Below are 13,331 nucleotides of genomic sequence, written 5' to 3'. Positions count from 1 at the left end.
GGATTAAACGAAAGGGTACACATGAATAAAAAAACGGCGCAATATTTTCAGTGCCTATGATTTACTGTAATCAATGCAGTAAAAGTAAGTGTTTTCATTTTTTTGAGAAACAGCTACCATTAGAAATGTAGACGAGGTGAAAGTTTCATGATCAGTGAACGGGAAAAAGCAATTATTCGATATCTCTTAGAGAATGGACCAACAACGGTTGCTAAAATTGGGTTGCATATGTCGCTTTCGCAAAAGACAGTTTCGCAATCGCTAAAGAGAATTGATGAATTTTTGCAGGAAACAGCAATAAGGCTTGTTCGCAAACCTAGAGTAGGTGTATTTCTTGATGGCGATTCAGCTGAAATTCTAAAGTATCTTGATGGGAACGAGGAATCAAACTTACCGACGAGCAAAAAAGATCGTATTCAGTTTCTTTGCTTTGAAATACTGAAACAAAAAACGTATTTTACGCGTCAACAACTGCAAGATGCACTCTACATCAGTAAATCAACTTTAGAAAATGACATGGGGCAGGTAAGCGAGATCTTTCGTCATTTTAACGTTACGATTGAAGTTTTACCGGGGAAGGGTTCCTTTTTGAATTTGTCAGAACAAGAAAAACGTCGTTTAGCATTTGATTTGATCTACTATTTCTGGGGTGGAAATTGGAAAATAACACAAGAGCAGCAACGCTATTTGCATTCGATTCAAGGAATTCCTCAGTTTGTTAATGATTTTATTGACCTGACAAAAATTTCTTTAGTTGATACGCTCTTACAAGAGTATTTGAAAAAAGAACAAATTACGCTTAATGATGCTGCCTATCACTCACTATTGCTTCATCTAATCATCATGATTGATCGGGTCAAAGAGAAGAATTATCTGACTTTCGAAGAAAGAAGCCATCCTTTGATGGAGAATAGAGCTTTTTATCGATTTATCGCATCAATAGAAGAAACGTTTTCTCTGTTGTTGCCAGTTTCGGAAGTTCATTATATTTCGCTTCATATCTATGGGGATTCGTTGATGAAGAAGAATGACTCCGATGATTTGCTTGATGAAACGATACGAAAATTGATTCATGAGACGATCTCCCTACGCAATGAAAGTCTTTTGTTAGGATTGGTATCACATATCAAAGAAGCTATTTATCGCATTCAAAAAGGATTAGTCATTCATAACCCGTTTCTAAATGATGTGAAGAAGAATTTCCCTTTGTCTTTTGAGGAAGCGCTTCGATTAGCTCATGCCTTAAATTGGCAGTTTTCGATTTCGATCCCCGAAGATGAGGTTGCTTTTCTGGCCGTACACATCCAAGTGATGAAAGAACAGCGAGAAGAAAAACAACCGCAGAAAGTGAGTGTCTTATTAGTTTGTAGCAGTGGGAAAGGCACTTCACAGCTATTAGCTGCTCGCATTCGGAGAAATTATGAGCAAATCGATATTTCCAGAATTCTTTCTATTCAAGAGTTGATTCAGACCAATATTTATGAGGACTTGATTTTATCGACAGTGGATTTAAAAATCGATTCGATTCCAACAATCAATGTTTCACCTGTACTGAATAAAGATGAGCAGCGAAAAATAGAAACCTTTTTAAAAAATGTCGAAGAAAAGCAAAATGGTTCTTTCAGTCAGTTTGCGAAACTGATTCACGAGGACTTGATTTTTTTAGATCATCATTTTGAAAATTATCAAGAGGTGATTACATTTATTGGAGAGCAGTTGGTTACTCGTGGGTATGTGATCGAGGAAATGATTGATTCTTCCCTAAAAAGGGAACAGCTTTCCTTTACTTCTTTTGGACGATTCGCAACGCCTCATGGGACGCCAGAATACGTGAAAAAATCAGCGATTGTATTTTTACGTCTTAATAATGAGATCCACTGGGGAGAAACAAAGGTGAAATATGTCTTTTTCATCTGTATCAAGGATGAAACTGTACAAGACCTTGAGGAAATCTATGACACGATGCTTAATGTGATGGAATCAGATGAACGAACCTTCCTCCTTAAAGGGACGAAAGATGAATTAAAAAAGTATTTACAAGGGGGAACATAAAATGAATATAGAAACACTACTACCTTTTGAACATATTGTTCTTGGTCTAGAGGCAACCACTAAAGAAGAAGTGGTCCGTCAATTAGCAAAAATATTAGTAATTGAAGGAATTGTTCAATCCGAAAATGAGTATGTTCAATCAGTTATGGAAAGAGAAGATCACTCGACCACAGGAATAGGCAATAATATAGCAATCCCCCATGGAAAAAGTCGTGCAGTTTCTGAACCCGCAATCGTTTTTGCTCGGTTAAAGGCACCATTAGAATGGCAATCCTTAGATGATGAACCAGTAACGGTTGTGATTATGCTTGCTATTCCTGAAGAACATCAAGGAGACACCCATTTACGGATCTTATCAGAAATTGCCATGAAATTGATGGATGAAGACATCACAGAAGCGCTGAAAAGCGAAACAGATAAAGAGATTATCGCGAAACTATTAAGCGAATAAAACGGAGAAAAGGAGAAAGAAGAATGAAGAGAAAAATTATTGCAGTAACGGCGTGTGCCACAGGAGTTGCCCATACCTTTATGGCGGCACAGGCGCTAAAAAAAGCAGCAGCGAAACGTGGGGATTTAATCAAGGTTGAGACACAAGGAGCAACAGGTATCGAAAATGAATTGAACGAGCGGGATTGTCAAATTGGGGAAGTTGTGATTTTTGCCGTTGATACGAAAGTGAGAAATGAGGAGCGTTTCAATGGCAAGGAGATCCTTAAAGTCCCGGTAGCAGCCCCTATAAAAAATGCAGAAAAAGTAATTGAAGATGCATTAAAGCTGATTGATCAATAAAGAGGAGGAAAATCAGATGAAAAATTTGGCAAGTGAAATGAAAAATCATGTTTTAACAGGAATATCTTATATGATTCCTCTGGTGATTGCCGGAGCAGTTATCATGGCGATTTCTCGAGTAGGCGGATCAATATTTGGGATCGTCGATATTTGGGATGCCTCTCATGGAGAAAGTGCGAATACGATCATCCGATTACTCCATAGTTTAGATGGATTCGGTGGCATCGCTTTAGGATTGATGTTTCCCGTAATATCGGCATTTATTGCTTATTCGATTTCCGATAAGCTAGGGATAGCCCCTGGTCTTGTTGGAGGTATGTTAGTAAAAGACATTAACGCAGGCTTCTTAGGCGCAATTGTTTCAGGGCTGATCGCTGGGTACATCTGCTTGTGGATCAAAAACCATATAAAGCTGCCAAAATCGATGGCATCGGTAGTTCCAGTGTTCTTAGTTCCTGTTTTAGGTACTTTAGTCACTGTCCTACTTGTGAAATATGTGATCGGTACACCATTTGCAGCTATCAATGTGGGCTTAGAGTCATGGTTGAACGGATTGAGTGGCGGAAATGCGGTCGTGATGGCGGCAGTTGTAGGGGCAATGGTTGGATTTGATCTTGGAGGGCCAGTAAATAAGGCAGCTGTGACAACCGCGATGGCTTTATTGACAAGTAACGTTTATGCACCAAACACTGCAGCACAAGTGGCGATTATCATTCCGCCAATTGGTTTAGGATTAGCGACTGTTTTTGCAAAGAATAAATACAATAACGAACTAAAAGAAGCAGGAAAATCGTCGATCATTATGGGACTAGTAGGTATTTCAGAAGGAGCGATCCCATTTGCGGTGGAAAATCCACTAAAAGTGATCCCAGTGAATATGATTGGTTCAGCGATTGGTTCTGCAATGGCTGTAGGTCTAGGAGCTGTCAATACAGCGCCAATCTCTGGTTTTTATGGTTGGTTCACCGTAGAAAAATGGACACTGTATGTTTTATCGATTGCTACTGGCTCATTATTTATTGCGATTTGTACAAGCTTGCTACGTTCAAAAGATGCGGGGAAAGAAACAGATGCCACGATGGAAGAGTTTGACGAAGCGGCTTGGGAAGAGCAGTGGGAAGCATAGCTATGACAAATGTACACATAGTAAACCACACCCATTGGGATCGTGAATGGTATTTTACTTCGATGGACTGTGTCGTTTTGAGTGACCAATTATTTAGTGATGTACTAAAAGAACTAAAGAGGCAACCGACTGCATCTTTCGTGCTAGATGGACAAATGTCTATTCTGGACGATTACTTAGAACTCTATCCTGAGCGCTTGACTGAGGTCAAAGAGTTGATCGCCAATGGTCAATTGTTCATCGGGCCTTGGTACACCCAAACAGATGCCTTTTTCGCTTCTGGTGAGTCCATCATTCGAAATGCCATGATTGGTATATTTGATAGCAAAAAATATGGCAGCTATATGCCGATCGGTTATTTGCCAGATACATTTGGTTTTAATGCTCAAATGCCAACCATATTGAACGAAGTTGGACTTGATAACATTATCTTTTGGCGAGGCATCGATTTAGGGGAACAGGTCAAATCCCCTTACTTTAAATGGACGAGTTTAAGTGGGCGAGGTTCACTGTATGCGGTGAATTTTCCTCAAGGATATGGTGCACAGCAGCAATTGGAGCCAACGAGCAGTTATGTAGATGGCAGACTCGATAGAGGTGTTGATTTTATTAAGAGCTACGCGAATGAACCTGAAATCTTGATTCCAACTGGAAATGATCAGTTAGGCATTGTTTCTGCCATAGAAGAAAAACTAACGAAAATCAATCAGCTTGGAAAATACAAGTATCAATTGAGCACCTATCCAGCATTTATGGAGATCGTCCGTCAAAAAGAACTGGAAGTTTATCAAGGAGAGTTTCGTGCACCGGTTTTTGCACGGGTTCACAAAACGATTGGTTCTGTACGAATGGATCTGAAACGTGAGATTTTTCGATTAGAAAACAAATTAGTTTTAGAAATTGAACCAATGTTAGTTATTGCGAAAGATTTAGGGATCGAATTAAGCAATCGCTTGCTAATGAAAGCTTGGAAAAAGTTATTTGAATGTCAAGCCCATGATAGTTTGGCAGGCTGTGTATCAGATAGTGTTGCACAAGATATCAGTCATCGGTTAAAAGAAATCAGTGAGATTTGTGAGAGCATTGAAAATTTGATTTTAAAAAGAATCAGTGAAGGACTCGCTTTACAAGCCAACCAATTTCTGATTCTTCATCCAACACCAGTGCCATTTCAAGGAGAGAAATTAGTTAAGATCGTATCCAGAACCAACAATATCAAGGTTATTGGAGCTGATTCATCTGTACTTGAAGCAGTGTATATCCCAAGCAGGAAAAATATTATGGAAGAAACTCCGGCTGGCAACCGTTTTATTGAAGAAGAGGGGTATTATCTGTTAACCGTTCAAGTGACCTGTGCCTTTTCAGGCCTTGGTTATCAAGTCCTTACATTTGAAGAGCAAGAGACAACTCCCGATTCGTCTTTAGATCAAAACACATGGATTAGAAATGGAAAATACATGCTTTCCTTTGAAGACGGCCATCTGATTTATTCAGATGGAAAACAACAGATCGTGGATTTCTTGTCGATCATCGATGATAGTAATGCCGGTGATACGTATGACTATTCGCCTATTTTGAATGATCAACCGATAACGCTTCGTTTTGCCAGCTGCAAAGGGAAGCAAGAAACATTGGCTTTGGAAGGAAGTTTACAGCTACCGTATACGATCGAAGAACGGATGAAAGGAATCGCCACCAAAACATTCGCTTATACATTGACCCTCCAACTGACAAAAAATGGTGAGGTAAACGCAAAGCTACGTTTTAAAAATACGCTTTTAAATCATCGGATTCGAGTGAAAGCTCGATTAAACAAGCCGATAGAAAGAGCGGTTGCGGCCATTCAATTTGGCTATCTTGAAAAAAGAAATCAAACACTGGAAAATTGGCAAGAAAAATATGCAGAAAAACCTGTCAATATTGAACCATTTGAAAAACAAGTGGTTGTTTATGATCAAGAGAACGCCCTCGTTTTTTATAGCGAGCAGAGCAAAGAGTATGAATATATCGATGACTCCTTATATGTAACGGTACTAGCTACAACCGACTCTCTAGGAAAACCAGATTTGTTGTATCGACCAGGTCGTGCTTCTGGCGATACAACCAAAAAGGGACATATTATGATGGAAACACCTCTTGCTCAAATGGAAAACTATGAGATGGTCTTCGATTTTTCCCTAAGGGTCGCATCAACAGCTATTTCTGAAGAGTTGTTGGCTACTTGGAAAACTGTTAAAGAACAGCCATCGATTTCTTATCAATTGCAAGATTTGAATTACTTTATTTATCGTATAGACAATAAAATTCAAAAGCGCATTGATCCATTATCTCTGACCGACATGTCTCTTTCTTTGTTGTCTTGCAGCTTAGAACCAGGTGTGGGAGTCAGTGCGCTCCATAATGCGTATTACTCTGAGGGAATCGTTGTCCGTTTCGTCAATTCAACGAACAAAGAACGTCCTCTTGAGCCCAAAAGATTATTTAATGGGTACGAATATCAGCGAATCAATGCCTTAGAAGAACCGCTTGAAGCGGATCATATCATCCACGCTTATGGAGTAGCAACCTATTTATTAACTAAAAACTAGGAATAAAGAACACAAAATTTGTCGAGAAGGAATTGCTTCTGTAACGTTTTCCTCTACAAGATTTTGTGTTCTCGCTTTTTTACAATATTTAGAAGGAGTTTTTATGTCCGTACAACTTTTATTGCTTGCCTCACTGCCTGCACTAGGATGGGGCTTAATGCCAATCGTCGCTAAATTGATGGGAGGGAAATCAGAGGAACAACTGCTAGGAACAACAATCGCAGCCTTGATTTTCGGTAGTGTATTTGGTTTCTTGAATCAAGTGAGTTATGCCATGGTGCCATTTTTCATCAGTTTATTATCTGGGGTTTTTTGGGCTTGCGGACAATACTTCCAATTTCTCGCTTTGAAGAAAGCGGAGGTTTCTAAAGTAATGCCCGTCTCCGTCGGGACCCAATTATTATTTGTTACATTAGCATCTGGCTTCTTTCTCAAAGAATGGACAGATTTAACGACTGTAATTTTCTCAATCATGGCATTAGGAGTCATTCTAACTGGTGTTTTCCTTGTAACTAAGACAACTCATCAGCAAACAGGCTTAACACAGCAAGTACTTCTTTATCTATGTTGTTCTTCAGCTTTTTTGATGCTATATGTGACAGTCACTGGTCTGTTTCAGATAAGTGGCGCACAGATTTTCTTGCCTCAGGCAGTAGGGATGTTTCTCGGGGGAAGCGTAATTTCCTTGAAAAGTAAGCAACAGTTGCGTTTCCGCAAAATAATCCACAATTTAGGTACTGGTAGCACATGGGTTATCGCGAATACTTCGTTATTCGCTGTATCGTCTTCTTTAGGTGTAGGCGTAACCTATTCATTTTCTCAAATGAGCTTACTTGTTGCTACTTATGGAAGTATTGTCCTCTTAAAGGAACAAAAAGTTGGCAGAGAAAAGCAATTTGTAGCTCTTGGTAGCTTGCTCTATATTGTTGGTGTATTAGGGATGAGTTGGTTGAAATAACTTTGCACCTGAGCAATTTTAGTTAGTGATCAATAAAGTAGCAGATAACAGTTTAACCAATAAAGAACTTATCTTAAAAATCAAAGAGTGGGTAACCACTCTTTTTTTTGTTTAGAACATGAATATTTAACTTATGCCACATTTTTTTATTTAAGCAAGTAGCGACATAGAATCATTTTTTCTTTTTTGGCGTATGCCCATAATACAATTTGTATTTTTTATAGAAAAAAGTGATATTGGTGAAACCTGCTTCAGCCGCACATTGGGTGATTGGTTTGGTGGAGGAAGCAATTAAGTTGTGGGCGAGATTCAATTTCTTTTCGATAATCAATTCGGTCAAATTTTTACTAGTTTCTCGTTTGATCAATGCACTTAAATAGGAAGGAGAATAGTTAAAAAGGGTGGCGAGTTTTGGCAAAGTAACCGTTTGGAAGTTCTCTTCGATATAGGTCAAGATCGCTAGAATGTGCTGTTTTTTTGCCGCTTCTTGCTTGTTGGTCTGATAGTCGAACTCACGTACGAGAAAAGTGAAAAGAATGGCTATTAGATTGCTGATGATTCGTTTACTACCAATGGCTTTTTCATAAGTTTCTTTCAGCATTTCTTGAATCACAGCATGGATCCGATCATCTTTATTGTTCTTAAAGACAATATATTGGTCATGCGCGTGCTTGTCTGACAATGCAGTCAGAACAAAATCAAGCACGACCCCTTCATTAAACTGTTCTCGACTAATCAATTGAGCGAAATAATCCCGCTTGATCAAAAGATTGATCAAAACATCGTCTTCACCAGTCATTTCAATCGAATGGGGAATTCCGGTATCAATCAGACAAATTTGTCCTTTTGTCAGCGTAACTTTCTGATCATCGATCAATTGGGTGCATGTTCCTGAGTAGATATAATTTAATTCGATAAAACTGTGGTTATGATAAGGAACTGGACTGAAGCGGCTTTGCTTTAACAGAGTAAAGTTTTCTTGTTCTTCCATCAGATTATCGAATAAGTAAACTTGTCGGCCATTGATCATCACTTTTTCCAGCTGTTGATAATAGTCAGAAAGGTGGTTTGGATGGTCTCTGTGATAGCATTCCCGCTCAGATAACTGAAAAAGCTTTTTTTCCATTTCTTCGGTTGTCATTATGATCTCCTCCTTTCGTAAATCTAAAAATGTGATAATTATCTGCAAAGAAGATGACATTGTTTCAATCTGCAGAATTGCTTATGATACATTTGAAAGCGTATTTATTATGATTTTAAATGAAGTTGAATGAGAAAGAAAGAGGAATTTGTATGAAAAAGATAACGAATTTATTGAACGAAAAATATGATAATCATATTTTTCCGTTTTTATGGATGCATGGAGAAGAGAAGGAGACGATTCAAACTTACATCAATAAAATTTACGAAGCCGGCATCCGATCTGTCTGCATCGAATCACGACCCCATGAAGAATTTTTGAAAGCGCAATGGTGGGACGAGTTGGCGATCATCATTGAAGAGTGTGAAAAAAGACAAATGACACTTTGGATTTTGGATGACAAGCACTTTCCAACAGGCTACGCCGCAGGAGAAATTGAGAAGAATCATCGACATTTGCAGAAAGAATTTTTGAATTTTCGACAATTTGATTTTGTAGGCCCAAAAAAGAATGCTGGAATTATGTTGGATTGGTGTTTCAATGCAGAGCGACCGAATATTTTGAATTCCGAAGGGGAAACGGTTAACGAGAGTGGCAAATCATTTTTTTCTGCTGAAATCATCAGCGCCGTTGCGGTCAAAAAAACTGGATTTAAGCAGATCAGCGAGGAGGAGTGGATCGACCTTACAGACTCAATGATTGATGAGACATTGTATTGGTCTATTCCTGAAGGAGAGTGGAGTATCTTTGTCTTTTACACGACACAAGAAGGAGGGGAAGCTTCGACACAAGGGTACTTGAATCCTTTGGTACCAGAAGCAACGGATGTTTTGCTGGAAACGGTTTATCAAAGTCATTATCAACACTTTGGAGAGAAATTTGGCACAACGATCCAAGGATTTTTCTCAGATGAACCGCGGTTTGGGAATATCAAGGGTCCTGATGCAGTCCTTGGAAAAGTAGATATGCCATTGCCGTGGCGGTATGATTTGTTGACTTTGTTAGCAAACCAGCTAGCCATATCTGAAACTGAGCTGCGAGGGCTGTTGCCGGCTCTCTATCGTGGTGAATCAAAACAGACGGTTAAGATTCGTTACAATTATATGTCGTTGGTTTCTGAGCTATATAGTCAACACTTTTCTCAGCGGATCGGACGCTGGTGTCGGGAACATAAGGTCGACTATATCGGACATGTGATTGAGGATAACAATGCCCATGCACGTTTAGGCTATGGGGCAGGTCACTTCTTTCAATCGATGAAAGGACAATCGATGGCAGGGATCGATGTCGTTTTGCATCAATTGATGCCGCAACAAAATGACGGATACTTTGAAGCCATGACATCTACTGGCTGGGATGGCGAATTTTTCCATTACGCATTAGGGAAAATGGGGGCATCTTTAGGAAACTTAGACCCTGTGAAACAAGGTCGAACGATGTGCGAAGTATTCGGTGCATATGGTTGGTCAGAAGGAACCAAACTGATGAAATGGCTAACCGATCACATGCTGGTGCGAGGGGTCAATCATTTTGTCCCTCATGCTTTTTCAATGAATGACTTTCCTGATGCCGATTGCCCGCCACACTTTTATGCGCAAGGCCATAATCCACAATTTGAGGGCTTCAAACAGCTGATGACGTATATGAATCGTTTGAGTTATCTATTTAGCGACGGGAAACATCAAGCGGATATTGCTGTGCTGTACCATGCTGAAGCGGAGTGGGCAGGCGCTTATATGCCGATTCAAAAAGTTGCTCGTGAACTGATGGAACATCAATACGAATTTGAAATCGTTTCGGTTGAGATGATGCTTGATGCGCAATTTACGGATCAAACGTTTGTCATCAATGAGTATGCCTTTCAAACACTAGTCATTCCATATACTGAGCGAATGTCTGGTCCATTGATCAAAAAGCTGACAGCTCTCGCAGAATCTGGAATTCAAATTATTTTTGTTGAGGAAATGGTGAAAGAAGCCCTTGAACAAACTCTGCTTACCCATGAACTGCGGCTTCTCGCTCGCCTTACGGAAGTAACACCGCTCACAGCACTCACTGATAACGTTGGCTTGAAGGTACGGGATCGTTTAGAAACATCAAAAGCTCTGCCGTATTTGCGCTACTATCATTATCAGCAGCAGACAGATGAAATATTCATGCTTTTCAATGAAAATGACAGTGAATCGCTGCAGTTTCAGGCTGTTTTTCCTGCTAAGAAGCCTTTCGTTCAATATGATCCAGTAGAAAATAAACTGAAACCTGTGTCATATAAAAATGGCAGCTATGAGATTCATTTAGCACCAGCAGAGAGTATGATTCTTTTTGAAGCTACCTCGGAACAACCATTGCGTATTGATAGAAGCAAACCAGTGAAAGAAGTTCATCTAAACGATCAGCCATGGCAAGTCACTTTCGAAGGAATCGGGAAAGAGCAAGCGGTAGTTGCCTGTCAAAAACAATATTCGTCATTGCCTTTACTGGGAGTCGGTGATGACTTCAGTCGGTTTAGCGGGAAAATCACTTATACCGTGGACTTCCCTAAAGCAGCAGGAGAGGTTTTATTAAGTATTGAAGATGCTTCAGAAGTTGTGACTGTTTCAGTGAACGGTCATTGTGTAGGCACAAGAATCAGTACACCGTATACATTTGAGTTGACGGACCTGCTTCAAGAAACGAATAATTCCATCCAGATTGAAGTGATCAATAATTTAGGTCGCAGTATGCGGGATTATCTTTCACAGTTTGTCCTGTTCGAGCCTTTGGGGATCACTGGCGAAATCAAACTTTTTATTGAGGAGGAGCAAAAATGAACAACCAGCAGTTGGCAACAGAGGTTTTAAAGGAAATTGGTGGAAAAGCCAATATCGAATCGGTGACCCATTGCGTCACACGTCTGCGTTTTGTATTGCATGATATAGATACCCCAAGTAAGGAGACCATTGCTAGTCTTGACGGAGTGATTTCAGTCGTTGAACAGGGCGGACAGTACCAGATCGTTTTAGGAAATCGTGTAAACGATGTCTATGAAGCGGTCCTGCAACAAGTCGGCGAATTAATAGAAGACACTACCCATGAAAAAACAAAAAAATCTCTTTTTGATCAGTTTACCTCCACGATTTCAGGGATTTTCACGCCAGCTTTAGGCGCTATGGCTGCGTCAGGAACGATCAAAGGGATCTTGACGATTTTATCAGTAGCAGGTATTTTGTCAGAAACTTCGGGAACCTATATCGTTTTGTATGCATTGTCTAATGCTTTCTTTTACTTCATGCCAATCTTATTAGGTGCTTCGGCGGCAAATTATTTTAAATTAAACAGCTATGTCGGAATGTTGATTGGGGCATCATTGATCTATCCTACTTTGCTGCCGTATGCGACAGAAGGTAGTTTGACCTTTTTGTCGATTCCCGTGAATATGATGGACTATACTTCTTCCGTTTTTCCGGCAATCATTGCTGTCTGGGTGGCAGCCAAAATCAATGGCTTCGTTCAGAATTGGCCGTTGAAAGATTTGCGATTCATGGTACAGCCTCTTATCGTGTTACTAGTTTCTGTCCCTCTTGCCTTGCTGGTCGTTGGTCCAATTATATCCAACTTATCAAGTCTACTGGCAACGCTTGTTAATAATGTTTATCACTTCAGTCCGGTTTTGGGCGGGCTGGTGATTGGGGGACCATGGATCTTGATGGTCATGTTCGGATTGCATTGGGCATTCATTCCAATTTTTCTTAACAACATGGCGATGCAAGGATTCGATCCTGTGATGGGTCTGCTCTTAGCGAACCAAATGGCAATGGCTGGAGCTGTCGTGGCGGTTGGTCTACGAACGAAAAACGATAAAACGAAAGCACTCGCATACTCAACAGGTCTGACAACCCTGATTGGTGTCAGTGAACCAGCATTGTACGGAGTATTACTTCCTTATAAACGTCCGTTGATCGCTGCTGTCATCGGTGGAAGTTTAGGTGGTGTTATTGCAGGATTTATGCAGACAGTGCAGTATTCTTTTGGTGGTTCAGGATTGTTGGGTATTCCTTTGATTATCAATCCAGCAGGAATCGATGGTGGATTTTATGGTGGGATTGCTTCGCAGGTAGTAGGGCTTGTTGCGGCATTTCTAATCACCTATTTTTGGGGAATTGTAGAACCTGAAAAAAGGAAAGCAGTCAATTCAAAAGAGCCAGTGAATACAAAAATCAATTTTCAAGAAGTCGTTCAAGGAGAAGTCGTTCCCTTAACAGAGGTTCCTGACAAAGTTTTTTCAGAAGGCTTGATGGGGCAAGGGAAAGCAATCAAACCACAATCAAACACCTTTTATGCCCCTTTTGATGGCGTGGTCACTGCTTTATTTCCAACAAAGCATGCGATCGGCTTGACCAGTGATCAAGGCGTTGAACTTTTGATCCATATCGGTGTTGACACAGTAGAGCTAGAGGGAAGGCACTTTACGACCCTTATTGAAGCAAATCAAGCAATCAAAAAGGGCCAGCCGCTGATAAAAGCCGATCTCGCAGCTATCCAAGCAGAGGGATATGCGACCATTACGCCAGTTGTGGTAACGAATGCGTCAGCATTTGAGAAGATCATGAATGAAAAAGAGTCACTTATTGTTGCCAACTAAAACCTTAGATTCAATGAAAAGAAACATGAAATCAGTGAATGATTTCATGTTTC

9 protein-coding genes are annotated in these 13,331 nt (G+C 40.1%); 8 read left to right on the top strand and 1 reads right to left on the bottom strand.

The window, feature by feature from the left end:
- Positions 1 to 147: 147 nt before the first annotated feature.
- The 6 genes from IGK85_RS11970 (at position 148) to IGK85_RS11945 (ending at position 7,516) form a co-directional block, all read left to right on the top strand.
- The gene (locus tag IGK85_RS11970; protein WP_008380918.1) at positions 148 to 2,052 is read left to right on the top strand and encodes a BglG family transcription antiterminator; all 1,905 of its coding nucleotides are present in this window, start codon (positions 148 to 150) and stop codon (positions 2,050 to 2,052) included.
- 1 nt (position 2,053) lies between these two features.
- Positions 2,054 to 2,503: a PTS sugar transporter subunit IIA gene (locus tag IGK85_RS11965; protein ID WP_005234407.1), complete on the top strand. Its 450-nt coding sequence runs from the start codon at positions 2,054 to 2,056 to the stop codon at positions 2,501 to 2,503.
- A gap of 23 nt (positions 2,504 to 2,526) precedes the next feature.
- The gene (locus IGK85_RS11960) at positions 2,527 to 2,844 is read left to right on the top strand and encodes a PTS fructose transporter subunit IIB (RefSeq protein WP_008380922.1); all 318 of its coding nucleotides are present in this window, start codon (positions 2,527 to 2,529) and stop codon (positions 2,842 to 2,844) included.
- The gene (locus IGK85_RS11955) at positions 2,834 to 3,970 is read left to right on the top strand and encodes a PTS fructose transporter subunit IIC (protein ID WP_429972254.1); all 1,137 of its coding nucleotides are present in this window, start codon (positions 2,834 to 2,836) and stop codon (positions 3,968 to 3,970) included. The genes IGK85_RS11960 and IGK85_RS11955 overlap by 11 nt, the downstream gene beginning before the upstream one ends.
- A 2-nt stretch (positions 3,971 to 3,972) precedes the next feature.
- Entirely contained in the window at positions 3,973 to 6,558 is a 2,586-nt protein-coding gene (locus tag IGK85_RS11950) for a glycoside hydrolase family 38 C-terminal domain-containing protein (RefSeq protein WP_008380926.1), read from the top strand.
- 103 nt (positions 6,559 to 6,661) lie between these two features.
- The gene (locus tag IGK85_RS11945) at positions 6,662 to 7,516 is read left to right on the top strand and encodes a GRP family sugar transporter (protein WP_008380929.1); all 855 of its coding nucleotides are present in this window, start codon (positions 6,662 to 6,664) and stop codon (positions 7,514 to 7,516) included.
- A 172-nt stretch (positions 7,517 to 7,688) separates the two neighbouring features.
- Here the strand turns inward: IGK85_RS11945 and IGK85_RS11940 are convergent, their stop codons facing one another.
- Complete coding sequence (locus IGK85_RS11940; RefSeq protein ID WP_008380931.1) at positions 7,689 to 8,657, bottom strand: AraC family transcriptional regulator; 969 nt, start codon at positions 8,655 to 8,657, stop codon at positions 7,689 to 7,691.
- A 152-nt stretch (positions 8,658 to 8,809) separates the two neighbouring features.
- Here IGK85_RS11940 and IGK85_RS11935 point away from each other — a divergent pair, with 152 nt between their 5' ends.
- Positions 8,810 to 11,467, top strand: a complete 2,658-nt coding sequence (locus tag IGK85_RS11935) for a glycosyl hydrolase (protein ID WP_008380933.1) — start codon at positions 8,810 to 8,812, stop codon at positions 11,465 to 11,467.
- Complete coding sequence (locus IGK85_RS11930) at positions 11,464 to 13,278, top strand: beta-glucoside-specific PTS transporter subunit IIABC (RefSeq protein ID WP_008380935.1); 1,815 nt, start codon at positions 11,464 to 11,466, stop codon at positions 13,276 to 13,278. Before IGK85_RS11935 ends, IGK85_RS11930 begins: the two co-directional genes overlap by 4 nt.
- The last annotated feature ends 53 nt before the right edge of the window (positions 13,279 to 13,331 follow it).

Origin of the sequence: Enterococcus sp. AZ015, from assembly GCF_050499225.1 — a bacterium.
Lineage (GTDB): Bacteria > Bacillota > Bacilli > Lactobacillales > Enterococcaceae > Enterococcus_D > Enterococcus_D entomosocium.
Note: the sequence above shows the minus strand (reverse complement) of the source record. Positions and strands in the feature narration are given on the sequence as shown.